Genomic DNA, 22177 nt, shown 5'->3' with positions numbered 1-22177 from the left:
GCTGCGCACGTGGCCGCCCGTTTGCTCCGGCTTTCGCACACGAAGCCCGTCTGGTTTGAAGATCAGACAGAAACGCCCAACGGCAACGGACAGCACCGTCCGCCGCATCCATGATCACGCTACCGCGTGAGCCAGCGGAAGCCGTACCCCAGCGACCTGCCCGACGCCCGATGGCGACCGCGGCAGCGAGTACTGCTCCCGACGCTTTCGGCGGGTCTGCCGGCGCCTGGGCGTGACGCAGTCCATGGGCCGGGTCGGCTCGTGTTTCGACAACGCCGTCAGCGAGGCGTTCCACAGCGTCCTCAAGGTTGAGTACGTCCACCGGCGCACCTTCGCCACCCGCACCCAGGCCCGGCTGAAGATCGCCACCTGGATCACCGGGTTCTACGACACCCACCGACTGCACAGCGTGTGTGGGTACCGGAGCCCGATCGACTACGAACATGACCGCCAAGCCAACTCCCCTCTGGGGCTGGCCGCTTAGAAGATCTCCACAGTTCGAGGGGATTGATACCAAGACCTGCTGAGGTGCTGGACCGGCAGGGACGAACGAGCAAAGGCGGCGACGCGGGTCGTCCGGCCGGAGGTTGCTCATGACGAGAGGTCGTTGCTGTCGGTCTGTCCCCGTAGCCGGATCTCGTCGGCGGGCAGGCTCTCTGCGGGCGTGAGCCGGGTGGATCGGGCGGGCAGGAACCAGGCAAGGGCGGCGGCGAGGACACAGAAGCCGGCGGAGAACCACAGCACCGTGGTGTAACCGCCCACCGTTGGCTGACCGTTGCCGCTGACATGAGCGGCCAGGATGGTGGCGGTGAGCGCGCTGCCCAGGGAAAAGCCGGTGAAGCGGACCACTTGGTAGAAGCCCATGGCGCTACCTGTCTCCCGGGCGGGGATCGACTGCACGATCAAACCGGGAATCGCGGCGAAGGTGGTGCCCAGTCCCACTCCCAGGACACCCGTCATGACGAAGGCTTGCCACAGGGCACCATGGAAGACCGCGAAGAATCCGCAGCCCAGCGCGGCTACGAGGCAGCCCAGCGTCAGCACCGCCCGGATCCCTATGCATGTCACCAAGATTGGCAGGGTGCGGGAGCTGCTCAGCATGAAGATGGACAGGGGGATGAGGACGAGGCCGGCCACGACGGCCGATGCGGAGAACCCGAATCCGCCCGAGCGCGGGGATTGCACGAACTCCGTCACCCCCGAAAGCACCATGTACATCGCGACGCCGAGCACCACGGCACAGGCATCGGCGGAAAGCACGGATGGATGGCGCAACAGACGCAGCTGAACCAGCGGGTTCCCGGCGCGCAGCTGCTGCACGGCCCAGACCGCGAAGAGCACTACCCCGGCGGCCAACAGGCCGTTGATCGCCGGCGAACCCCAACCCCACTGTGTCCCCTCGGCCGTTGCCACCAGTGCGGCGACCATCGCCAGTGCGAGCAGCACGGCACCGGCCCAGTCGAGCCGGTTGGGGGCGCTACGCCCCGCGCTCGACGGTACGACTGCGGCGACACAGATCAACGCGAGGCCGGACACGATCGTGCCGAACCAGTACGCACCCGCCAATCCCCACGCCTCGGCGAGCAACCCGCTGATCGGGTAACCGGCGCCGAGGCCGGCCCCCGCCGATACCGACAACAGCGCAATCATCGGCGCGACCTTGGCCTGCGGCAGTTCTTCCCGGGCGGTGGCCATCGCCAACGGCGCCAGCCCGAGCCCGACGCCCTGCAGTCCACGGCCGACGAGCAGCGTCCCCAAGCCGCCTGCCAGCGCAGCCACGACACCGCCCACCGTGACCACAGCCAAGCCGCCGAGCAACGTCACTCGCCGTCGCGGACCGTCGCCGAGTCGGCCCAGGACCGGGGAACTCGCCGCGCCGACCAGCAGCGCCACGGTCAACGACCACTGCGCCGTGCTCAGCGACTCATGAAAAGCGCGGGCAACAGTGGGGATCAGCGGAGCACCGAACGAGCTGATGATGCTGGAGACCAGCGTGGCCAGCACCAGCACCGGCCCGATCAGCGCGCTGCGACGCCTCTCGGTCATCACCGCGCCCCCTCGGTCCGCCGCGCGCCCGCCAGTCGCTCAACAACCTCGCCCGCGCCGATCGGCGTCGCAGGCTCGGTGTCCGCAAGGGCGAGCAACGTGCCGCGGAGAACCGGTGTGATGTGCTCGACGAACCCCGAGTAGTCGCTGACGACGCCATCGGTGACCTGAACGTCGGACGGCTGTAAGTAGCGCGCGATGTCGACCACAGCGTCGTCCGGCTGACCGATGATCCGCCGGGTCAGCACATGACCCATGACCATGAGACCTCCCAAGAGAAGCGCGTGCGACTTGCACGCAACAACCCTACGCCCATTCCGTGCGTTTCACACGTATCATTGTTGGATGGCGAATACGGATTTGGCACGGGACCTGGAGCAAGCGCTGGGACAGCTGTTGCTGCGGCGCAACCGGAGCGCGCTCTACGACGCGGTCCTCGACGCGGCACCGGCGGGTGTCGATCGTCAGACCTACCCGGTGCTCAGTGGGCTGGCTCGACTCGGACCGCAATCGGCGGCGCGGCTGGCCGACGAGGTCGGCATCGACCGATCCGGCGCAAGTCGCTATGCCGACCGGCTCGAAAGCGCGGGTCTGCTCGAGCGCAGCCCCGACCCCTGCGACGGCCGGGCCACCCTGCTCGCGTTGACGCCCAAGGGCCGCGCAACGGTCACTGGGCTGCGCAACACGCTGACCCGGCACCTTGCGGGCCGGATCGCGGACTGGCCCGATGGGCAGGCGCAGGCGCTGATCGACGGTATTCGCCTGCTCATCGAGACGACCCCAGACTGACTTCTTCAGCCGCCGCTGCTGGCGGGCACCCTCTGTTCGGAGAACGTGCGGGGCGGACCGATCCGGCGTCCTGCCGAAGGCGACAAGACTGCCGGGGCCGAGGCGTTTTGAAGCCGGAGGAACTCGCTGGTCCGGCCCGTGCGATCACGAGCCACCCGGTTGTTCGCGTCCTTCTCGCGGCCCCAGGCCGGTGAGCAGGGCATCCCCCACCACTCGCGCACCCTCGGGTGTCGGGCAGCTCATCGCGCACCCGGAAGCCACAAGGTCGGCGGTCGTCTCAAGCGGCTGCGTACCCAGCTCGGCAGGCTCACCAGGTCCCCCTCCGGTTGTTCGGGAGCACCGGCGAGGCCCCGCCGAAGAGTGAGGTCCACGGCCACGCAGCCCGCCGCCGTTCCGTTGCTCGCTCCGGGACCAGAGGTGGCTGTAAAGCATCGGTTAAGGTGCACAGAGCATCATTGTTCTGATTTTTTACTTTATAGGCGAGTGGGTCTGTGCCTCCCGTGAATGTGATGGTCGTCGATGACGACAAGCTGTTGCGGTATGGCTTGCAAAGAATCTTGGAGAGCACTGACGACATCCGCGTCTCCGCGACGTGTGACGGACTTGAGGCCGTGGACCAAGCCGTACGACACCGTCCCCAGGTTGCGCTGGTCGACATCTACATGCCCGACGTCTGCGGGCTGAAGGTGCTGACGGCACTGCGGGAGCTCGACGACCCGCCGGTCGTGGCCATGCTGACCGGCTTCGCGACCGATGAGAACGTCGCACGGGCACTCGCCGCCGGTGCTGCCGGTTTCTTCCTCAAAGACACTGCGGCCCAAGAGCTGATCCCCGGTGTGCGGCTGCTCGCGGCTGGGGGCAGTGCGCTGTCCTCGCGGGTCACGCATGCGGTCGCGCACTCCTTCGCGCGCTCCGTCCCCCACGGTTCCGATTCTCCCCGCAAGCTTCCCGGTACGCCGCTGACCGAACGGGAACGGGACGTACTGGAGTTGCTGCCCACGGGCATGACCAATGGCGAGATCGCCGAGCGGCTCTTCCTCAGCCGGTGCACGGTCAAGGACCACGTCAGTGCTCTCCTCGCCAAGTTGGGTGCGGACAATCGCATCCAGGCGGCGGTCCTGGCCGCAACCGTCCTGGCCGGACGCTCGGCGACCAACGGAACCGGGCGCGTGAGCCGGGCCGGGACCAGCTCCGAGCAGTCATGAGGCGCCGTCTCCCGGTGTGGGCTGTGGAGGCCGTGATCGTCTCCGTTGCCGCCGCGGAACTCGTCACTGTCATCGGCCAGGTCGGACCGATGGTGATCGCCACCTATGTGTTGGCCGTGACAGCCCTGACGCTGCGCAGGCGGTGGCCGCTCGCGGTGGCGCTCGTCACCGTGCCCGCCGCAGTCACCGGATATCTGTGGCTCGCGCCGATGTGCGCCCTGAGCACGGCCGCCGCCGCGTTGTCCGGCCGGTTCCTCGTTTACGGCTGCGCGGCCTTGATGTTCCTGGCCGCCGCGACACCCTCCTTGATGGACGAGGTCGGGTCGTGGAAGGCACGTGAGTGGGGCGCCGCGCTGCTGGGTCCCGCCTTGTTCGCCGCGGGGCCGACGGCGCTGGGGCGCCTGGCCCGTACCCGCCGTGAGCTGGCAGCCCGACTTGCGGAGCTCAGAGAGAGCCAGGAGCGGGAGCGCATGGTGGCGGCGGAGAAGGCCATCACGGCCGAACGTGCCCGGCTCGCCCGCGAGATGCACGACGTGGTGTCCCATCAGGTGAACCTGATCTCCGTGGAGGCCGGGGTACTCGCCCTCACGTCATCGGACCCCCAGGCCCGCAGAAGTGGTGAGCACATCGGCGAGCTGGGCACAAGGACCCTCGACGAACTCCACGCCATGCTGGGCGCGCTGCGCGGAACTGCGGAGCCCGTCGGCCTGCCGGGTCTCGCCGACCTGTCTGCCCTCATCGGGGCCAGCGGTCTCGCGGTGTGCATCCAGCACCATCTGCCGACGGGGCCGTATGCGCCGGAGACGGAGCACGCTGCGTACCGGACTGTGCAGGAGGCCCTGACCAACGTGGCCAAGCACGCGCCGGGCAGCGAGGTCACCGTGGCCCTGTCGACGTTCCCCGGCGGTGACGCGTTGCACGTCGAGGTGCTCAACGGTCCGCCGCCCGACCGCGGCACCGGATTCCCGCCCAACCGCAGGACCCACCGTTCTTCCTCTGCCGCTGGCTCTGGCCGAGGGCTGGCAGGTCTGCGTGAACGGGCTTCCCTCCTGGGGGGTGACGTGCACGCCATGCCCACCCCGGACGGTGGCTTCGTGGTTCGCGCGGTACTGCCGTACCGACCGGAGGCCGAGCTGTCAGGGGACGCGCTCGACCGGACCGCTGCCCCCGCCAGGTGGCGGGGGCGGGGCACCCGCCACGCGGACCAATAAAACGGTCAAAGGCAGCTATTGGGTGCGGAAGTTCTCGCTGGGCTTTGAATGCGCGTGATCAGGATCGATACGTTCACACCCGTTCAACCCCGGAGCTTTTGACCAAAGCGGCCGGGGGACAGTTACGGCAGGGGGAAGCCGGGCGGGGCCGAATGGTTTCGCAACGCCGTACAGGCAACGCCGCGACTCCTCTCCCTGCGCACCGACACGCAAGGGAACCCTTCACATGAACCCGCGCATGCGCATCAGCGCCGCGATCATATCCGCCGTCTGCGCCCTGTCCGTTGGCGCCACCGGCGTCGCGCAGGCCCACGCCCCGGCGGACCAGCCCGCGGCCGTGGCCCAGGCCGAAGAGGTCACGCAGGCGCAGATCGACGAGGTCGCCCGCTACCTCGAAGCGATCGACAAGGGGGAACACCTCGACGCCAACGGCAAGTTCGACTACGAGGCCACCAAGGCGAAGTTCGGTGTCGAGTTCGCCGACGCCATCAAGTCCCACAAGGAGCTGGGCGGGGAGGGCCCGAAGCGCGTGAAGCGCATGTCCTACGAGATGTGCCTGCTCAACGCGATCGGTGTCGGTGGCATCGGCGGTGTCGTGGAGAAGGTCAAGGAGCACATCAAGAAGAAGAACTGGCGGAAGGTCGCCGAGATCGGCATCAAGGAAGCGGCCAAGCGCGGCATCAAGATCGCGGGTAAGGGCGGGGCCGCGGGTCTGGCCGCATCCCTCGCTGTCGCTGCCGTCACCTGTATCTGGGCGTAGCCCGCAGACACCGGCTGGCTTCGAAGGCGGCGCACACCCGCCTTCGTTGAGGCGGTGCAATGGCAACGGGGCCTCCGACGCTGGATGTCGGAGGCTCCGTCGTGCCTGCGTGGTGGTGCTCGTCAGCGGTCAGCCTCATCCGTCCACGATGGCGTGCAGGTCAGCCAGATAGGAGGCGAAGCGTTCGCGTCCGGTGTCGGAGAGGCGGACGTGGGTGACGGCGACACGTTTGACGCGGAGCTTGGCGACCTCCACCATCCCTTCCTTCTCCAGGATCGCGATCTGGCGGGAGAGTTCCGGGGCGGTGAGGTTCAGGCTCTCGCGCAGGTCGGCGAAAGCCACGTGCTGGACCCGGTTGAGGGTGGCCAGGATGGCCAGGCGGTTCGGGGAGTGGATGAGATTGGCCAGCACGTCGCGCGGCTGCCGTGCCGCAGTGTCCTCCGCCACCGGTCACCGCTTCCAGCGCAGTACGAAGTAGACGGCAGCGCACACGGTGGGGATCGCGGCAGTGAGGAGATGGCCGATGAGGGTGTCGGGGCCGCCGCCGAAGATGAGGTTGGTGGCGGGGATGGAGAGAAGTACGACGCCACCGAACCGCGCGGCCTTCTCCAGGCGCGTGTGGGGCCGCCTGCGGGCAGCGTCGTCGTGGTGGCCGTTCCAGGTGAGGAGGAGGACCAAGGCGGCGAGGTAGACGCCGACTCCGGCAATGCGGGGGAGGTTGCACTCCATCGCGGTGACGAGCCCGGCGTACAGGACGGCGAGGGTGGCCAGGCTGACGACACGTTCCCGGACGGACGCGGAACGGGACAGGTCGGGGGCGGCGTTGACCACGGCCAGCTGCTCGCGGGGGCCGGGGCGGAGTTCATCGGACGTCATGGTTTCAAAGCTGCCATCTAGTTACGGAAAGCGCAACTAGATGGCATCCCCCACGCAGGCCGGGCGACGGTGATGCCGTGGGCGCGGCCGGGGCGGACCGGCGTCCTGCCGCCGGCTCAGGTCGCAAATATCGCTGCGGGCTGATCGGGACCCCACGCGAGCTGTCACTCTCAGCAGCGAGATCGCATGGCGCGCGTCCGCCACTCCTCGCCCACTACTACGACCCCGACTCCGCCCGCCACCTCTCACCCGACCCGCTCGGACTGGAACCGGCCCCCAACCACCACGCCTACGTCGACAACCCTCTGCGGTGGCTGGACCCGCTGGGCCTGGCCAAGAAGATCACCCGCATCTACGACGACAAGGACTACAAGAAGCACGGCGCTTCGGCCAACTCCTTGGGAGGACAGGAGATTTCACGGGCACCGTCGGACGGCCAGGCAGCGCTGGAAGAGGGCTGGGATGATCAACAACACCAAGAAGCAGTGGGTATTGCCGCCGCCTGTGTCCGACCATGTCGAGAGGGGCACCGACGTGCCGAATGAGCCGGACTGGGAGACCGGTGACGGGGTGATCGACATCCGTGATCCGGCCGAGATCGACGCCGCCCTCGACCGAGGCGAGAGACATGTGGGCACCGCCGTCATCGGAATGGTGCCGCACGGCGATGACGTCGCCGTGATCGCGCCCCGGGTGGAACGCGCGATGCGCTCACCGGATCCCAAGGTACGCGAGCTGGGGTTCGTAGCCGCAGGCGACATGGCGCGCCTGTACACCACGCTCAGCCCGGGATCTGCGCCGTACTGCGTGCGGAAGGCTCGGTGGCGTGGCTGAAAACGCCATCAGGGACGCGCTGACGTTCATCCCCCTGCGGCAGCTGCCATGGTGGATGCGGCGCCTGGCTCTGTGGCTTCCGGTGCGCGACACCGCGGAGGGGCGTCTGCTCTGAGGCTCCAGGACTTGGTGGGGCGGGTCACGGACGCTGTAAAGGCGGTATTCGGGACGGCGCGCAAGAAGAAGAACCCCTGAACGGCCCCGGCTCACGTGAGCCGGGGCGTCATGCGGTGTGGGCTCCAGTAGTGCACGATGCCCGCCACGGCCACAGGTGCGGCTCCATACCTGGGGCCCGTGCTCTAGCCGGGACCATGCCAGTGGGTGGTCCTTTCGGGTAGACCACAACCATATTCACCCTCGCCCAGGGCGTAAGATTCCGGGTCTTGCCGGTCGCTCTGCAGACGGCCAAGGGTTCACTGGCCTTCGCTCTGGCCTCGAATCCCCCTACGTCAGCCGCAATTCGCCCCGCATCACCGGCATGTGCGTATGGTCCAACTCCCCCCAGGGCCTCGCCCTTCGACCTCCCCCTGGCCGCGCCAATCCCGCCAATCGGCAACGCCGCCCCCAACCCCGACGTGGGGGCATCCAATGCTCGGACACCCCCACTCCGTTTCCGACCAGAAGCCAGGAGAGTTCCGAAGTCCTCGTGCTCCTGTCCCTCAACTCAGCTGTTGGGACGGAGAGTCCACACCACGGTCATCTCACCCGTGACCGCCTCGTCCTCGCGCTGGATGGCGATGCTCACCGGGAACTCCGGGCGCTGCCCCGCGTCCAGCTCCGCGATGACCTCGGCAATCGGGCGCCCCAGTGTAGCCGTGGCCGTCACCGGCCCCTTGGCAAGCTTCTTGTAGCCGATCTCGGCCCGCACCGCCAGCGGGACAGCCCGTGAGAGCTGGTCCCCGAACGCGGAGAGGACGATGGCACCACTGGCCGACTCAGCCAGCGTAAACATGGCGCCCGCATGCGGACCAGCGATGTGATTGTGGTATTCCGGCTGGTCAGGGAGTCGGAGCACAGCACGTTCCGGAGTGACTTCGAGGAACTCCAGGTTCAGGGTGCGCACCATCGGCACCGTGGTTGCGAGCATCTCGCCAATCGACGTGTTTTCAACTGTCATGGGCTCCATGTTACCCGTCGGTAGCATCACCCGCCATCCCCATTCCCGACGCACCACTGACCCGATAGAAGCCCCTCGATCCCCACGGATCGCGGACTCGCTCCGTCGGCGAGATCAACAACTCCGCACGGAACCCCGACGTGTACCTATGGGGGCATTACGCCCCGGCGCGCGGACCGCCGACGTGGTTGTGGAAGTCGGGCTGGCCGGCCATGCGGACCACGGCGCGCTCGGCGGTGGTCCCGGTGAACTAGATGAGTGAGTCCGATGTTCTCAGTGGTCGAAGGCGGTCAGGGATCGTTTGATCTTGGCGCCGGTGGTCCAGTTGTGCCAGATACCTGCTGCGAGTGCGAGGAGTCGTTGGCCAGTGCGGGCGAACACTCCAGGCAGGGTTCTGCCGCCGTGTTGTTCCAGGTTGAGCTGGCCCTTGAGCGTGGCGAACACAGCCTCGATCCATTGGCGGACACGGGCGAGACGGCCGTGTCGCACGGGCTCGTCCTTGCGGTCCGGACGCACCAGATGGACGCCCAGGCTCTCGGTCAGAAACGCCTCGAATTCCTTCCCGGCGAAGCCCTTGTCCGTGAGGATCACCTGGCCGGAGTGGACCAGGTGGTGGTCGCGTTCCAGCAGCGCGGTCATCACCTCCCGTTCGCCGATCTTGGGATTGGCCAGGCACCAGGAGATGGGCATGCCTTCGGCTGTGGTCAGTAGGTAGAGCCGGAATCCCCAGAAGTAGCGGGAGTGGCTGCGGCAGTAGCCGTAGCCTGCGTGTCCTGCCAGTTCGGAGCGTTTGACTGTCTCGCGGGAGGCGGCGCACGGCAGTGGGGTGGAGTCGATCAGCCGCAGGTTGTCGTGCCAGGTGGGCACCTGCCTGGCCAGTGCCTGGATCGCGGCTGAGATCAGTGGGCCGGCAGCGTTCAGGCGTTTGTTGTAGGCGGATTGTTGAGGGAGGTAGCGGAAGAGGTGTCGTAGGCGGGCGTGGGCGAAGCGGATCCAGTGCCGGGTGGAGGGGAAGCCGAGCAGTACTTGGGCGACTGCCAGGCACAGTAGTTCGGCGTCTGTGAGTTTCGGGGGTCGCCCGATCCGGCGACGAGGGGCCACATGGTCGTCGATGAACACGTAGAGTGCCGCCAGACGGGCGTCCAGGTTTGTCGTCACACACGAGCCAACGGGCGCCCTTCGCCATGGTCGCGGCCAGCACAAACATCGGACTCACTCATCTAGAGGTTCAGGGTGCGGACCATCGGCACGGATGCCGCCATCATGTCGCCGATCGGCGGCAGGGACTCTGCGGACAAGCCACCATGTTACCTATCAGTAGCTTAGCTGTGCAGAGAGCGCCGCCGCTCTCTGCACCCCTCTGCACCTCACTTTCCCAAACCCTGCCGAAAATCCAGGCGTTGACCTCCCCACCCCCATATCGTCAACGCCCATGACACGACGGAACCGCACCCGACAACACCCCACCGCTCCTCCCCCACACCCCTTAGGGCTCCAACTCCCGCCCCTGGGGACCCCACCAGAAACACAAGGAACACATCCACCCCTGAAAGCTCTGGCCCCGGAAGTACCACCCCTGACCCTGACCCTGGCTCCGGAAGTGTGGCCCCTCGAACCACCCGCCCGGGAAGCATCGAACCGCTCGAACCAACCGGACCCCCACTGATGGCGGCCGGTCTGATGGCGACCCGCCCCACCTGGGCAGGCCGGAACTTCGTCCTCCTCAGCGCCGCCACCGTGATCGCCGGCCTCGGCAGCAACGGGGCGCTGATCGCGACCGCGTTCGCGGTCCTCGGCGCGGGCGGCTCCGCCACCGACGTCGGCCTGGTCTCCGCCGCCCGTATGGCGCCACTCGTCCTCTTCCTACTGGTCGGAGGCGCGGTCGCAGACCGGCTCCCCCGGCACCGGGTGATGGTCGCGGCGAACGGCGTCAACTGCCTCTCCCAGGGCCTGTTCGCGCTCCTCGTCCTGTCTGGCACGGCACACCTGTGGCAGATGGCGCTGCTGGCCGCGATCGGCGGCACCGGGCAGGCGTTCTTCGCCCCGGCCTCCGAGGGCATGCTGCTGGCCAGCGTCTCCGGAGAGCAGGCCGGGCGTGCCTTCGCCGTGTTCCGGATCGGGGTGAACGGCGCGGGCATCGGCGGCTCGGCGCTCGGCGGCGCCCTGGTCGCGGTCATCGGTCCGGGGTGGGTGCTGGCGATCGACTCCGCCGCCTTCGCGGTCGCCGGGGCCCTGCGTGCCTTCCTCGACGTGAGCGGCATCCCGGAGCGCACTCCGGGCGGCGGGATCCGCAACGACCTCCGGGACGGTTGGCGGGAGGTGGCGTCCCGGCCGTGGTTGTGGGCGATCGTCGCACAGTTCTCCATCGTCAACGCGGTGGCCGTCGCGGCGCAATCGGTCTACGGGCCACTGGTCGCCGACGAACATCTGGGCGGCGCCGGCCCCTGGGGCCTGACCCTGGCCGCGCTCGGCGCCGGGACCGCAACCGGCGCCCTCCTGATGACTCGTCTCAAACCGCGCCGCCTCCTACTGACCGGCACGCTCTGCGTCTTCCCGTTCGCCCTCCCGTCAGCCGCACTGGCCATACCGCTACCGGTCGGCTGGCTCGCGGCGATCATGTTCGCCGCTGGGGTGTCCATCGAGGTCTTCTCGGTGACCTGGATGGTGGCCCTCCACCAGGAGATACCAGAGGAGAAGTTCTCCCGGGTCTCCTCCTACGACTGGCTCGGTTCACTGGCGATGGTCCCCGTGACCACCGCATTGGCCGGCCCTGCTCAGGACTTGATCGGCCGCACCGCCGCCCTATGGGCCAGCGCCTCCCTGATTGTGCTCCTGACAGCCGCCGTCCTCTGCGTCCCCGACGTCCGCCACCTCACCCACCGCCCACCCAAACCCACCGTCACCACCCCACCCACGACCTCCCCTCCCCCACCCCCTCTCCCTCCCACCAGCCCAAACGCCAGCAACACAACGAAGGGAACAAATAACTCTCCGTAATCGTTGCCGTAAAAGAAGAAAGGAAGCGGCCCCAGCAAAGGCAGGAGACGCCCCCCGGCACAGGCCCCACCCCAACCACCCAGGGACCCACCCCGCCCCCCGCCCCGAAGAAGAACAGCCAACGGAGCCACAACGGAACGGAAGAGACGAAGCGAAGGGAGAGAAGGGAGAAGGGACAAAGGGCGGGGTGCCGACCTCGCAGCCAGCAGCCAGCGCCCCCGTGTTCCCGGGCTCATGGGCTCACGGGCTCACGGGCACCCGCCAACAGCCCACCACCAACATCAACATCAACATCAACATCAACCAGCTAACCGCCTGCATCGCCAACTGACTGCAACCAGCTAACGCCCAACCGCCCAACCCCCAACCGCCTAACCGACGCTGAAAGCGCCATCCGGAGGCACAGGAGACGGGCGCGCCTGACCATCAGGCACGGGACGCGCATCGGCGATCAGACGTCGCAGGGCCGAGCCGTGTTCCACGCGAGCCGGAAATGCGTCGCCGGCAGCGCGGCGGGCCAGGGCGGCAACCGGAAGCTCCGCGTGGGAGGCGAGCAGCACGGCGTTGCCGAAGCGCCGACCGCGCAGCACCGACGGTTCCGCGATCAGAGCGAGGTGGGTGAACACCGCTGCGAAGTTGGTGAGTTGGCTGCGCAGAAAGTCGAACGGAGCGCTGTCGGCAAGGTTGGCGGCGTAGCAACCGCGGGGGCGCAGCGCGCGGGCGGCTGCCCGCGCGTACTCGATCGAGGTCAGCTGCGCGGGTACCCGTGAGCCCGTGAAGACGTCCGCCACGATCACGTCCACGCCCCCCTCCGGCGCAGCCTCCAGCGCCGCTCGGGCGTCCTGCGCGTGCAGCGTGATTCCAGAGTCGGGGTCAAGATCGTCGTCGGAGTCGGGGGCGGGATCAACGTCGGAGTCGGGGGCGTCCGGGAGCGGCAGGTGTTCCGCCACCAGGTCGAGCAGGCCGCGGTCGGAGTCGATCACGTCCTGGCGGGAGTGCGGGCGGGTCGCGGCCACGTAACGCGGCAGGGTCAGCGCGCCGCCGCCCAGGTGCAGCACGTCCAGCGGCTGTCCCTCGGGCGCGGCCTCGTCCAGGACGTGCGCGAGCCGGCGGGCGTACTCGAACTCCAGGTGGGTCGGGTCGTCGAGGTCGACGTACGACTGCGGGGCGCCGTCCACGGTGAGCAGCCATGCGCGAGGGCGATCGATGTCCGGGAGCAGTTTGGCGGTCCCGTGGTCGACGGTGCGGGTGACGGGGACCGGGTCCTCGGCGGCCGGTGATTCGGCCGGTGATTCGTTGTGCACCCAGCCATTGTGACGGGCGGGCGGGGAGTTCCATGCCCTCAGATCCCGCAGCCCGCTCAGCCGATCTCAGCCGATCTCAGCCCCTCAGCTGAGGTGAGCCGATCTGCCGTAGCACGCCCCTGCAGGGTGGTTCCTACAGGGGCGTGCCCCTGCGTGGTCGTTCGGTGCGGCCAGTTCTCGCGCGGCCGGTTCTCGACGGACGAGCGTGCGGCCAGTTCTCAAGGGACGATCGAGAACTGGCTGCGTTGTCCGAGAACTGGCCACACTGGTTGTCCGAGAACTGGCCGTGTCGTCGGCGTGCGGTCGGGCTGCGGTCAGGCTTCCGTGGTGCGGATGGTGCCTGCGCCGATGGTGCGGCCGCCCTCGCGGATGGCGAAGCCGAGGCCCGGCTCGAGCGGGACCGCGCGGCCCAGTTCGACCGTGGCCGACACCGTCTCGCCGGGACGGGCGACCGCCCGCTCGCCGAGGTCGATGGCGCCGACCACGTCCGCGGTACGGAGGTAGAACTGCGGCCGGTACCCGGTGGTCAGCGGCGTGCGCCGGCCGCCCTCCTCCGTGGAGAGCACGTACACCTCGGCGGTGAAGCGCCGTCGCGGCGTGACGCTGCCGGGTGCCGCGACGACGTCACCCCGGCGTACCTGCTCGCGGTGCAGCCCGCGCAGCAGCAGCGCGACACTGTCCCCGGCCTCGGCGGACTCCATCGGTTTGCCGAAGGTCTCCACCCCGGTGACGACCGTGGTCAGCGTCTCTGCGCCGAGCACCGCCACGTGGTCGCCGCACCGCACCGTGCCGCGTTCGACGGCCCCGGTGACGACGGTTCCGCGTCCGGTGATGGTGAGGACGTTCTCCACGGACAGCAGGAACGGCGCGTCCACATACCGCTCCGGCACCGGGACGTAGGTGTCCACGGCGTCCAACAGGGCGGCGATCGCCTCCGTCCAGCGCGGGTCGCCCTCCAGGGCGCGGAGCCCGGAGACCCGGACGACGGGCAGGTGCTCGCCGTCGTAGCCGTGGCCGCTGAGCAGTTCGCGCACCTCCAGCTCCACCAGGTCGGTGAGCTCGGGGTCCCCTGCGTCGGCTTTGTTGAGCGCGACGACGATGTGCCGGACGCCCACTTGCTTGGCGAGCAGGACGTGTTCGGCGGTCTGTGGCATGACCCCGTCGAGCGCGGAGACGACGAGGATCGCGCCGTCGAGCTGGGTCGCGCCGGTGACCATGTTTTTGATGAAGTCGGCGTGGCCGGGCATGTCGACGTGGGCGTAGTGCCGGGTCCCGGTCTCGTACTCGACGTGCGCGATGTTGATCGTGATGCCGCGGGCGGCCTCCTCGGGGGCCCGGTCGATGCGGTCGAACGGCACGAACGTGCCGCTGCCCCGGTCGCTGAGGACCTTGGTGATGGCGGCGGTGAGCGTGGTCTTGCCGTGGTCGACGTGGCCCATGGTGCCGATGTTCAGATGCGGCTTGGTCCGGACGTATGCCGTCTTGGGCATGGTGTTCTTCCTCGCAGGAATGCACTCGAGAATTCGGACTTCGAGAATCCGGGAATCAGGAATGCGGGAATCGGGAATGCGGTGACGACGGCGATGTGGCGCCGTGGGGACCCCTGGCCCGCTCCGACCCTCCCCCTGCGGGGTCCGCCGGACGATCCGGAGAGGGTCAGCTTCGTGCGCCGCCTGCCGCGACGGCGGCCTGGACGGCTGCGGCGACGGGAGCAGTGGTGGCTGCGGCGGCGGTGACGGCCACGTCGATCGCCGGGGCTGCGGTGAGGAGTCCGGCGGCAGCCTTCGGCGCGTCCGCGACGGTCGGTGCGACCGCGGACGGCATCGGAAGGAAGGCGTGCCGGAACATGCGTCATATGGTGCCGGGACGTTGTTCCGGCGTCGAACGATTTACGGCCCTGGGGGCTGACACAAGCGGGCCCAACGATCAACAGACGCGGGGCAACAGGCGCGGGGCAACAGGCGCGGGGCGACAGCCGTCGCCCCCGTCGGCCCATCGGCCCATCGGCCCATCGGCCCATCGGCCCATCGGCCCTGCCGATCCTGCCCCTTCATATCGACCTCGACCCGGCGGCCAGACGGGGCGCGATTCGCTGTGTCGATCGCCGTGCCGCGGCCCGGATTCCGGCGGTGCGCCGCGCGCGTCGGATACGCTCCCCGGATGCCCGCCCCCGCCGCAACGCCCGACGGCCTCGCCGCGCGCTGTACGCGTCTGTTGTTCTCCCCCTGGTCGCGACTGGCACTGCTGTTTCTGCTCCTGGCCTGCGCCGGGGCCGCGATGCTGCTGTGGCATCCACAGCGGTTGCTGGCCGGCGGCTGGCCCGCCCAGTTGACGGGGCCGGCCGCGCTGGTGGTCTTCGCCCTCGCCTACGGGGTGTGCACCACCGCCTTCGTCCCACGGCCGGTCCTGAACCTCGCCGCGGGTGCGCTCTTCGGAAGTCAGTCGGGACTGGTCACGACGCTCGCCGGGACAGTGCTGGGGGCCGGGTTGGCGTTCGGGCTCGGTCGGCTGCTCGGGCAGGACGCGCTGCGGCCGCTGCTGCGCGCCCGCTGGCTGGCCGCCGCCGACCGGCAGTTGAGCGATCACGGGTTCCGCTCGATGCTGGCGATCCGGATGTTCCCCGGGCTGCCGTTCGCCGCCACGAACTACGCCGCGGCCGTGTCCCGTATGCGCTGGTGCCCGTTCCTGTTGGCCACGGCCCTGGGCAGTGTCCCCAACACGGCCGCCTACGCGGTGGCGGGCGCCCGGGCGTCGGCTCCCACGTCGCCTGCGTTCCTGTTGTCCATGGGTTTCATCGCGGTCAGCGGGCTGGTGGCGGTGGCCTTCGCCTGGTGCAAGCGGAAGGCGCTGCGCGGGGGTTGATCGTCACGGACGGGTCGCCGGCGCCGCCGGGGTGGCGTCTCGACGTACTCGACGTACTCACGGGCCGGACCGATCCCGGCCGGTCGGACCGGTCCCGGCCGGAGCGATCCCCGAATGCGGCCCTATGCCGCTACCGCTACACGGCTCACGACTCCACGGCCATCGGCCGCAGGGCTACGACGAGGCGGGCGTGCCCACGCGTGCCGCGATGTGGGGCGGGAGCTGCGTCTTCGTGTCCAGAACGGGGTCCGGTTCCGGGGTGCCCCATGTGGTGTGGAGGGGCAGGACGCCGGCCCACAGGCCGAGTTCGGCGTCCGGGCCGTCGCCGTCGTCCGGGGCGCCGGTCCTGATCTTCACCGATGCCTCGTCGAGGGAGAGGGCGAGCAGTGCGGTGGCGGCCAGTTCCTTGCGGTTGGGCCGTCGGGCGTAGTCCCACTGGCCGGGGGCGGACTGTTCGGTGAGGCAGCGCAGTCCGGCCAGTTTCTCCGCGTCGTCGGTGACCGGGCGGGGTACGCCGTAGATCATGGCGCTGCGGTAGTTGACGCCGTGTTCGAAGACCGAGCGGGCCAGTACGAGGCCGTCGACGTGGGTGACGGTCACGCAGACGTCGGCGCCCGGGGAGGAGACGAGGCTGCGGCTGGCGACCGACCCGTGGAAGTAGAGGGTGGTGCCGTCCGAGCCGTAGACGGTGGGGACGACGCGTACGGTGCCGTCGACGGTCACTCCGAGGTGGCAGACGAAGCCGGCCGCCAGGATGGCGTCGAGTTCGGCGCGGTCGAGGCTGCCCTGTTCGCGGAGCCGGCGGTGTCGGGTGCGGTCGGTTTCGGTCAGGGTGCGGGCCGGGGTGGGTATGGACGTGGTCATGGCTGTGTGCCTGTCTACCTGTCTGCTCGGGGCTGACGTGCTACGGGATCGGTCGCTGCACGGGCCAGGAGGCGGGGCTGCTTACGCGAGCGGGCAGCCCAGCGGGACTGCCCGTCAGAGTAACGACTTCACAATATTCAGGCCAGATAGTTCACTGAATTCGTTGCGAATGACTTACGTGACAACTGATTCCGTGGGAGAGTCTTCAGGAGCTGAGGTGATATTGGGCCCATGGCTGGTGGGATGCCGCTGCGGGGTCCTCGTGGGAGGGAGCGATCGAGCCCCAGGGGGCGAGGGCGCTGTCCCAGTCGGAGGTGAAGGAGGAGACATCGGTAACGGGTTCGGTGGGGGGCATGGCTCCCGTGTGCCAGCCGGACGCCATGTGCTGGGCGGTCGCCCCGTTCCATGTCGCCGACTGCTGGGCGGGGATGGTGTATTCGGACTCCTGGCCCTCACCGGCGCCGCGGCGGTGACGGCCCGCGTAGGTCTCGGTGGGGCCGGGGTAGAAGCGCCCTTGGGCGGAGAGCTGCTGGGCGCGCGCCATCAGGCGCGAGAGGTCGAGGCCGAATTCCACGGCCAGCTCCCTCAGGTCGACGCCAGTCTGCCAGCTGCCGATCAGAACCGCGTCCATGGCGGGTGACCAGTTCTGTTCCGGTGTGACGCCGGTGGTCGGCGGACCGGCCTGGCGACTGCCGGCCAAGAAGGAAGGGTCGGAAGAGGCATCGGAGGGCGGGGACGGATCCTCCGGCTCCTTGGGCGGCATGCGCGGGGCGGAGGACAGCAGCTCCTCGGCGACGGCGCGGGCGTCGTCCTTGCCCACCGTGCGCCGGGCGACCCGCACTTCCCGTTCATTGAGCCCGAACAGTCCGGCCACCGCGCCCGTACTGCCCACTGTCAACGCGAACGCCGCCAGGACACGGGAGCGATCGGCCTGCGCCTCGTCAAGTCTGGCCTGCGCTTCCCGGACACGTTCGTCACCACGGCAAAACGCTTCTGCCAGTACAGCGTTGCGGTCCCACAATTCTCTCGGATCCATACTCAGACAACGCCGCTTCCGTCGGAGGTGATCCGATCTGTCGCTGCAAAGCACCCCAAAGCACCCATCGGACCACCAAATGACAATCACGTCGTAGCGAAGCCGACAATCACGCTGTATCGCAGGGGGTACCCCTCGCGGGGGAGAAGTCGGCTGTCAGTGCGGCGCGTTACCTTGTGAATCAGCCGGACGTGCCGGGGGTCGGCGGCTCGTACCGGACGTTCCGACGGGGGAAAGGTGATACCGGATGCTTCGGTGGCGCGGTCTGGGATGTCGTTACGGCGTGTCGGGATGTGGCAGGCCGATGGGATTGGGGAAGGGCAGCACGTCGGCGGCGAGGACGTGGCGGACGACGGGGTGCAGCAGCTCCAGCAGGTCGTCGGCCTCGGTCGGGGCGAGGGGGCGGAGGAGCCGGGCGGCCAGGCGGTCGGTCTCCTGCTCGATGTGGGTGCGTTCGTGGAGTCCCGGCGCGGTCGCGTTGCCCTGGGCGTCGAGGAGGTCGCGGGAGCGGAGCCGGTCCGCGGCGGCCGCCCACTCCTCCTCGGTCCAGCCGCGGTCCTCGCGCATGCTGTCCGTGGGCACCCGGCCGGTGGCGGCGGTGAGGACCAGCGCCTCACAGCCGTCGAGTTCCCGGTCGGCGAGGACGGCCAGATGGGCCTCGCCCCGGAACTCCCTCAGCGCGGTGGCGAGTTGCCACAGCCGTTCCACCGGGTCGGCGTGGTCGCACAGGGCGCGGTTGGCGGCGAAGAGCGGGCGCGCGGTGTCGGCGGCGGCGTCGACGAGCGTCTGGAGGCGGGGCAGCAGTGCGGCGGCGGAGCGGTCCAGGTCCGGGGCGAGCGTACGGAGGGCGTGGGCGGCGCGGGTGCCGCGTTCGTCGAGGACGTGGGCGGGGCTGACGACGCTCCACGCGGCGGGCAGCGCGCGGGCCACCATACCCGGGGCGAAGACGCCCAGGACGGCGGTGGCCACAGCGGGTTCGACGGCGCCGAGGGGCGCGGTGCGGGCGGCGAAGTAGCCCATCCAGAAGCCCCTGAGGCCGAGGTCCTTGCCCAGGGCCCGGCAGCGGTCGTCGAAGTAGCAGACCGCGTGCAGGGGCTCGGTCATCAGCCAGAGCGATCGTGCCCGCTGTGCGGTTGCGGTGGGCGGCTCCATGGTCGGCATCGGCTCCTCGGTGGGCTACGGGGAGGTGCGGCGGGCGCCGGGAGGTTTGGGCCCGAGGGCCGGGCGGGTTGCCCGGCCGGGCTCCGCGTCTGATGCCTGGTGCCTGACGCCTGGTACCTCGTGCCTCGCACGCTAGCGCTGTTCGGGCGGGGGCGCTGGGAAGTTGCGCGGGGAGCCGGGAGCCCGGAGCAGAGGGTGACGGGTAGCCCGTGACGAGGCGGCTGCCTCGGAGCAGTCGTCGCCGAGGATCAGGGGCGGTCGTCGGCGCCGAAGCCGGAGTTCCAGGACCAGAGGTGGGCGCAGGTGGGGCACTGGAGGTGGAGCAGGGGGCCCTTGTTGGACAGCAGGTAGCGCCAGTGGACGCTGCAGGTGCGGCCGGCACGGCAGGGGCCGCAGTCCTGGTCGTCCTGGCAGCGGGGGCACGGCACCCAGGCGCGGCGGCCGATGTCGGCGGTGGGGTCGATCGGCAGCATGCCTAGCCCTGCTCGGCGGCCGGCAGCACCCCGTCGGCGACCAGTCGGGCGTAGAGGGCCTGCTGGTCGGCGTCGAGGCCGGAGTAGAGGAGCCGCTGGGCCGCCGCCTCGTCGGCCAGCACCGCGACGGGGTCCCAGGAGTCGCCGAGCGCGGCGAGCACCTCGGCCCGGCGTCGGGCTTCGTGACCGGTGAGGTCGAACTCGAACGTCCCGCGCGTGCCGTCGGCGGAGAGCCCGGTGACGCGGGATATGTCGGCTCCGGGGCCGGAGGGGCTGGCGTGGTCGGTCATGCTGCGCTTCCTGTACCACTCGCGGACGATTCGGACGAGTACCCCCGATCGGACGTGTTTAGCAAGCCCGACAGGATTGAGGAAGCGTCAGCCGGAGAGGCCCTCCGGATGTGCGCCCCAGGAGGGCGCCGGATGGGCGGAATATCGGGGGCGGGGCGGAACGGCCGGGTGCTCGGGCGTGACGGATCTCATGCCGGGCAGGAGGTCCGACGGCTCGGGACGATGATCGCTGGCGCCCGCCCCGGGCCGTCGCCCCGGCCGATGCCCGGGACCTCTACGAGGTGCCGTCCGCAGACGCCTGCGCGGTGTCGTCCACCGATTCCTGCGAGGTGTCGTCCGCCGCGTCCGGGTGGTGGCGGGCGGCGTCGTGGGGCGGGAGTCGTCGGATGGCGATGGCTGCGGCGTCGTCGGTGAGGCGGCCGTGGGTGTGGGCGAGGAGGTCGTTGCGGAGTTGCTGGAGGGTGTGGTGGGGGGTGTGGTGCGTCCAGGCGGAGGCGCGTTGGGCGAGGGGATAGAAGGTGCCGTGGGGGTTGCGGGCTTCGGTGACGCCGTCGGTGTAGAGGAGCAGGAGGTCGCCGGGGTGGAAGGGGAAGGTCTGGGTGGGGTACTGGGGCGGGGTGGCGAGGTTGCCGAGGCCGAGGGGGAGGGCGGTGTGGAGGGGGGTGAGGGGGTGGGCTTGGCCGTTGCGGAGGAGGAGGGCGGGTGGGTGTCCGCAGTTGATCGTGGTGAGTTCGTTGCGTCGGTCGGGGATGTCAAGAACGGTGGCGGTAGCGAAGTTCTCCCCGCTGTCCCCATCGGCACCGGCATCGGCCCCCACCCCGCCATCTGCGTCGGCGTGGGGGCGCCCCTCGCCGCCGGCGCCGTTGTCGGTGTCGGCATCAGTGCGGGTGTGGGTGGTGGTGTGCCATTGGGTGGTGTCCCAGCGGAGGGCGCCGTCGAGGTGGCGGGTGAGGCGGGGGAGGGTCGCCTGACGGTGGGCGACGGCGCGGAAGGCGCCGAGGATGAGGGCGGCGTGACTGTAGGCGGGGAGTCCTTTGCCGCGGACGTCGCCGATGATCAGGCGGGTGCTGGCGGTGGTGCGGGCGGCGGCGTAGAGGTCGCCGCCCATTTCGGCTTCTTCTTCGGCGGGGAGGTAGAGGGAGGCGATTTCGAGGTCGGCGGTGTGGGTGGGAAGGGGGCGGAGGAGGACTTGTTGGGCGACGGCGGCGATGGAGCGGCTGCGGGAGAGGCGGCGTTCGTTGCGTTCCCGGACGACGGTGTAGACGAAGACCAGGCCGGCCACCACGATCAACGCACCGATCTGCGCAGCGAGGTTCTCGGTGAACAGGGCGTTGCGGGCGATGCCGATGCTCACCTGGGCGGCGACCGCCAGCACGCCGATCAGCGCGGTGGGGCCTGGGCCGGCCAGGGCGGCGGTGAGGGCGGGGGCGGCGACCAGGAGCGGGCCGAGGTGGATGTCCGGCGGGGTGAGGACGTCGATCACGTAGACCGCGACGATCAGTCCGACCGGGATCAGCAGGAGGGCGTGGCTCGGATCCGGCCGTTGGAGCAGGCGCGTCAGCCGTCGAAAGGGCATACATCATGTTTGCACCGGAGTGCGGCAAATGCCCGGATGGTGTCCTGTGCCCTGGCGAAACCCGTTCCGCCTCCCGGCGTCGCAGGGAGGCTCGCCACCGAATGCCGCCGCCCTCGCCCGCACCGCCATCGCATCGCCCCCGTCACCCCCGCATCGCGCCCGCATCGCACTCGCGTCGCCGCCGGCGAGCCACCCCGCGCCACCCCACTCCCCCGGCCCACTCCCCTCGGACCTGCCCCCTCGCCCGCCCCCCTGCCGCCCGCTACTCGATGACCAGCTCGACGTCGATGTTGCCGCGCGTGGCCTTCGAGTAGGGGCAGTACTGGTGCGTGGCCTCGACGAGCCGCCGTCCGGTCTCGCCCGCCAGGACGTCCGGGAGCTCGACCCGCATCACGACGGCGAGGCCGAAGCCGGTGTCGTCCTTGCCGATCGAGACCTCGGCGGTGACCGAGACGTCCTTGGTGTCGAGCTTCATCTGGCGGCCGACGTTGGCCATGGCGCTGGCGAAGCAGGCGGCGTATCCGGCGGCGAAGAGCTGTTCCGGGTTGGTGCCGTTGCCGTCGCCGCCGAGGGCCGGGGGCAGGGCCAGGGCGAGGTCGAGCCGGCCGTCCGAGCTGACGGCCCGGCCCTCGCGGCCGTTGGCGGTGGCGGCGGCGGTGTACAGCGCGTCCATGAGGGGTCCCTTCGATTGGGTGTGGTGGACGGGGCGGGTCGTGGAGACCGGCGGCCGGCGGCCGAAGCCGGGGCGGGCCGACCGGAGGACCCGGCCCGCCATC

The 22177-nt window shown here is 69.7% G+C and carries 27 protein-coding genes; 11 read left to right on the top strand and 16 right to left on the bottom strand.

Going from position 1 to position 22177, the window contains the following annotated elements; genetic code table 11:
- The first annotated feature begins 232 nt into the window (after positions 1-232).
- A complete protein-coding gene (locus B073_RS42520; RefSeq protein ID WP_106732081.1) occupies positions 233-484 on the top strand; it encodes an integrase core domain-containing protein in 252 nt (83 codons plus the stop codon).
- Positions 485-591: 107 nt separating this feature from the next.
- Here B073_RS42520 and B073_RS0137885 read toward each other — a convergent pair whose 3' ends face one another.
- Positions 592-2046 carry an MFS transporter gene (locus tag B073_RS0137885; protein WP_037814197.1) on the bottom strand — a complete coding sequence of 485 codons (1455 nt, stop codon included), beginning with the start codon at positions 2044-2046 and terminating at the stop codon, positions 592-594.
- On the bottom strand, positions 2046-2303 hold the full coding sequence (locus tag B073_RS0137880; RefSeq protein ID WP_158690328.1) for a hypothetical protein: 258 nt from the start codon (positions 2301-2303) through the stop codon (positions 2046-2048). The genes B073_RS0137885 and B073_RS0137880 overlap by 1 nt, the downstream gene beginning before the upstream one ends.
- An 88-nt stretch (positions 2304-2391) precedes the next feature.
- Here B073_RS0137880 and B073_RS0137875 point away from each other — a divergent pair, with 88 nt between their 5' ends.
- From B073_RS0137875 to B073_RS42510, 4 genes are all read left to right on the top strand, one after another.
- Positions 2392-2835, top strand: coding sequence for a MarR family winged helix-turn-helix transcriptional regulator (locus tag B073_RS0137875; RefSeq protein WP_026248113.1), 444 nt, complete (start codon positions 2392-2394; stop codon positions 2833-2835).
- 557 nt (positions 2836-3392) lie between these two features.
- Positions 3393-4040, top strand: coding sequence for a LuxR C-terminal-related transcriptional regulator (locus B073_RS42515; protein ID WP_420706493.1), 648 nt, complete (start codon positions 3393-3395; stop codon positions 4038-4040).
- Positions 4041-4072: 32 nt separating this feature from the next.
- On the top strand, positions 4073-5251 hold the full coding sequence (locus tag B073_RS49190) for a sensor histidine kinase (RefSeq protein WP_324608820.1): 1179 nt from the start codon (positions 4073-4075) through the stop codon (positions 5249-5251).
- A 226-nt stretch (positions 5252-5477) separates the two neighbouring features.
- Positions 5478-6011, top strand: a complete 534-nt coding sequence (locus B073_RS42510; RefSeq protein WP_018543262.1) for a hypothetical protein — start codon at positions 5478-5480, stop codon at positions 6009-6011.
- A gap of 135 nt (positions 6012-6146) precedes the next feature.
- Here B073_RS42510 and B073_RS0137855 read toward each other — a convergent pair whose 3' ends face one another.
- Together B073_RS0137855 and B073_RS0137850 are read right to left on the bottom strand one after the other, a co-directional pair.
- The gene (locus B073_RS0137855) at positions 6147-6458 is read right to left on the bottom strand and encodes a transcriptional regulator (protein WP_018543261.1); all 312 of its coding nucleotides are present in this window, start codon (positions 6456-6458) and stop codon (positions 6147-6149) included.
- Positions 6459-6461: 3 nt separating this feature from the next.
- Positions 6462-6887 carry a hypothetical protein gene (locus B073_RS0137850; RefSeq protein ID WP_018543260.1) on the bottom strand — a complete coding sequence of 142 codons (426 nt, stop codon included), beginning with the start codon at positions 6885-6887 and terminating at the stop codon, positions 6462-6464.
- 77 nt (positions 6888-6964) lie between these two features.
- Here B073_RS0137850 and B073_RS45080 point away from each other — a divergent pair, with 77 nt between their 5' ends.
- Genes B073_RS45080 through B073_RS48965 form a run of 3 tightly spaced genes read left to right on the top strand, consistent with a single transcriptional unit; the run spans position 6965 to position 7836 of the window.
- A complete protein-coding gene (locus tag B073_RS45080; RefSeq protein ID WP_078508404.1) occupies positions 6965-7432 on the top strand; it encodes an RHS repeat-associated core domain-containing protein in 468 nt (155 codons plus the stop codon).
- Positions 7350-7721 carry a hypothetical protein gene (locus tag B073_RS42505; RefSeq protein WP_018543258.1) on the top strand — a complete coding sequence of 124 codons (372 nt, stop codon included), beginning with the start codon at positions 7350-7352 and terminating at the stop codon, positions 7719-7721. Before B073_RS45080 ends, B073_RS42505 begins: the two co-directional genes overlap by 83 nt.
- Complete coding sequence (locus tag B073_RS48965) at positions 7714-7836, top strand: hypothetical protein (protein WP_018543257.1); 123 nt, start codon at positions 7714-7716, stop codon at positions 7834-7836. Before B073_RS42505 ends, B073_RS48965 begins: the two co-directional genes overlap by 8 nt.
- A 549-nt stretch (positions 7837-8385) precedes the next feature.
- Here the strand turns inward: B073_RS48965 and B073_RS0137830 are convergent.
- Positions 8386-8838: a DUF4442 domain-containing protein gene (locus B073_RS0137830; protein WP_026248112.1), complete on the bottom strand. Its 453-nt coding sequence runs from the start codon at positions 8836-8838 to the stop codon at positions 8386-8388.
- Between the two features lie 273 nt (positions 8839-9111).
- Positions 9112-9996 carry an IS982 family transposase gene (locus B073_RS0137825; RefSeq protein ID WP_018543255.1) on the bottom strand — a complete coding sequence of 295 codons (885 nt, stop codon included), beginning with the start codon at positions 9994-9996 and terminating at the stop codon, positions 9112-9114.
- Positions 9997-10503: 507 nt separating this feature from the next.
- Here B073_RS0137825 and B073_RS0137820 point away from each other — a divergent pair.
- Both B073_RS0137820 and B073_RS46995 read left to right on the top strand, forming a co-directional pair.
- The gene (locus B073_RS0137820) at positions 10504-11835 is read left to right on the top strand and encodes an MFS transporter (RefSeq protein ID WP_018543254.1); all 1332 of its coding nucleotides are present in this window, start codon (positions 10504-10506) and stop codon (positions 11833-11835) included.
- 187 nt (positions 11836-12022) lie between these two features.
- Complete coding sequence (locus B073_RS46995; RefSeq protein WP_158690327.1) at positions 12023-12166, top strand: hypothetical protein; 144 nt, start codon at positions 12023-12025, stop codon at positions 12164-12166.
- Between the two features lie 40 nt (positions 12167-12206).
- On the opposite strand, the gene B073_RS0137810 is transcribed toward B073_RS46995, so the two are convergent.
- The 3 genes from B073_RS0137810 to B073_RS0137800 form a co-directional block, all read right to left on the bottom strand.
- Positions 12207-13139 (bottom strand): spermidine synthase, encoded by a 933-nt coding sequence (locus tag B073_RS0137810; RefSeq protein ID WP_018543253.1) that lies wholly within the window; start codon positions 13137-13139, stop codon positions 12207-12209.
- Between the two features lie 314 nt (positions 13140-13453).
- The gene (gene tuf, locus B073_RS0137805; protein ID WP_018543252.1) at positions 13454-14629 is read right to left on the bottom strand and encodes an elongation factor Tu; all 1176 of its coding nucleotides are present in this window, start codon (positions 14627-14629) and stop codon (positions 13454-13456) included.
- Between the two features lie 166 nt (positions 14630-14795).
- Positions 14796-14987 (bottom strand): hypothetical protein, encoded by a 192-nt coding sequence (locus B073_RS0137800; protein WP_018543251.1) that lies wholly within the window; start codon positions 14985-14987, stop codon positions 14796-14798.
- A gap of 312 nt (positions 14988-15299) precedes the next feature.
- Here B073_RS0137800 and B073_RS0137795 point away from each other — a divergent pair, with 312 nt between their 5' ends.
- The gene (locus B073_RS0137795; protein ID WP_018543250.1) at positions 15300-16001 is read left to right on the top strand and encodes a TVP38/TMEM64 family protein; all 702 of its coding nucleotides are present in this window, start codon (positions 15300-15302) and stop codon (positions 15999-16001) included.
- A gap of 174 nt (positions 16002-16175) precedes the next feature.
- Here B073_RS0137795 and B073_RS0137790 read toward each other — a convergent pair whose 3' ends face one another.
- From B073_RS0137790 to B073_RS0137760, 7 genes are all read right to left on the bottom strand, one after another.
- Complete coding sequence (locus B073_RS0137790; protein ID WP_018543249.1) at positions 16176-16865, bottom strand: pyridoxamine 5'-phosphate oxidase family protein; 690 nt, start codon at positions 16863-16865, stop codon at positions 16176-16178.
- A 205-nt stretch (positions 16866-17070) separates the two neighbouring features.
- On the bottom strand, positions 17071-17757 hold the full coding sequence (locus B073_RS0137785) for a hypothetical protein (RefSeq protein WP_234025264.1): 687 nt from the start codon (positions 17755-17757) through the stop codon (positions 17071-17073).
- A 420-nt stretch (positions 17758-18177) separates the two neighbouring features.
- On the bottom strand, positions 18178-19062 hold the full coding sequence (locus B073_RS0137780; protein WP_018543247.1) for an SCO6745 family protein: 885 nt from the start codon (positions 19060-19062) through the stop codon (positions 18178-18180).
- 248 nt (positions 19063-19310) lie between these two features.
- Positions 19311-19535 (bottom strand): hypothetical protein, encoded by a 225-nt coding sequence (locus tag B073_RS0137775; RefSeq protein ID WP_018543246.1) that lies wholly within the window; start codon positions 19533-19535, stop codon positions 19311-19313.
- 2 nt (positions 19536-19537) lie between these two features.
- Entirely contained in the window at positions 19538-19825 is a 288-nt protein-coding gene (locus tag B073_RS0137770) for a DUF6400 family protein (protein WP_018543245.1), read from the bottom strand.
- 274 nt (positions 19826-20099) lie between these two features.
- Positions 20100-21401, bottom strand: a complete 1302-nt coding sequence (locus B073_RS43175; protein ID WP_018543244.1) for a PP2C family protein-serine/threonine phosphatase — start codon at positions 21399-21401, stop codon at positions 20100-20102.
- 262 nt (positions 21402-21663) lie between these two features.
- A complete protein-coding gene (locus B073_RS0137760) occupies positions 21664-22074 on the bottom strand; it encodes an organic hydroperoxide resistance protein (RefSeq protein ID WP_026248108.1) in 411 nt (136 codons plus the stop codon).
- Positions 22075-22177 lie beyond the last annotated feature (103 nt).

The organism is Streptomyces sp. MspMP-M5, from assembly GCF_000373585.1.
GTDB lineage: Bacteria > Actinomycetota > Actinomycetes > Streptomycetales > Streptomycetaceae > Streptomyces.
Note: the sequence above shows the minus strand (reverse complement) of the source record. Positions and strands in the feature narration are given on the sequence as shown.

What these genes read in the sequence shown, in the direction of transcription:
- B073_RS0137885 (WP_037814197.1), bottom strand. Translation starts at nt 2,046, where the DNA reads ATGACCGAGAGGCGTCGCAGCGCGCTGATCGGGCCGGTGCTGGTGCTG.
- B073_RS0137880 (WP_158690328.1), bottom strand. Translation starts at nt 2,303, where the DNA reads ATGGGTCATGTGCTGACCCGGCGGATCATCGGTCAGCCGGACGACGCT.
- B073_RS0137875 (WP_026248113.1), top strand. Translation starts at nt 2,392, where the DNA reads ATGGCGAATACGGATTTGGCACGGGACCTGGAGCAAGCGCTGGGACAG.
- B073_RS42510 (WP_018543262.1), top strand. Translation starts at nt 5,478, where the DNA reads ATGAACCCGCGCATGCGCATCAGCGCCGCGATCATATCCGCCGTCTGC.
- B073_RS0137850 (WP_018543260.1), bottom strand. Translation starts at nt 6,887, where the DNA reads ATGACGTCCGATGAACTCCGCCCCGGCCCCCGCGAGCAGCTGGCCGTG.
- B073_RS42505 (WP_018543258.1), top strand. Translation starts at nt 7,350, where the DNA reads ATGATCAACAACACCAAGAAGCAGTGGGTATTGCCGCCGCCTGTGTCC.
- B073_RS0137830 (WP_026248112.1), bottom strand. Translation starts at nt 8,838, where the DNA reads ATGACAGTTGAAAACACGTCGATTGGCGAGATGCTCGCAACCACGGTG.
- B073_RS0137820 (WP_018543254.1), top strand. Translation starts at nt 10,504, where the DNA reads ATGGCGGCCGGTCTGATGGCGACCCGCCCCACCTGGGCAGGCCGGAAC.
- tuf (WP_018543252.1), bottom strand. Translation starts at nt 14,629, where the DNA reads ATGCCCAAGACGGCATACGTCCGGACCAAGCCGCATCTGAACATCGGC.
- B073_RS0137800 (WP_018543251.1), bottom strand. Translation starts at nt 14,987, where the DNA reads ATGTTCCGGCACGCCTTCCTTCCGATGCCGTCCGCGGTCGCACCGACC.
- B073_RS0137795 (WP_018543250.1), top strand. Translation starts at nt 15,300, where the DNA reads ATGCCCGCCCCCGCCGCAACGCCCGACGGCCTCGCCGCGCGCTGTACG.
- B073_RS0137790 (WP_018543249.1), bottom strand. Translation starts at nt 16,865, where the DNA reads ATGACCACGTCCATACCCACCCCGGCCCGCACCCTGACCGAAACCGAC.
- B073_RS0137780 (WP_018543247.1), bottom strand. Translation starts at nt 19,062, where the DNA reads ATGCCGACCATGGAGCCGCCCACCGCAACCGCACAGCGGGCACGATCG.
- B073_RS0137775 (WP_018543246.1), bottom strand. Translation starts at nt 19,535, where the DNA reads ATGCTGCCGATCGACCCCACCGCCGACATCGGCCGCCGCGCCTGGGTG.
- B073_RS0137770 (WP_018543245.1), bottom strand. Translation starts at nt 19,825, where the DNA reads ATGACCGACCACGCCAGCCCCTCCGGCCCCGGAGCCGACATATCCCGC.
- B073_RS43175 (WP_018543244.1), bottom strand. Translation starts at nt 21,401, where the DNA reads ATGCCCTTTCGACGGCTGACGCGCCTGCTCCAACGGCCGGATCCGAGC.
- B073_RS0137760 (WP_026248108.1), bottom strand. Translation starts at nt 22,074, where the DNA reads ATGGACGCGCTGTACACCGCCGCCGCCACCGCCAACGGCCGCGAGGGC.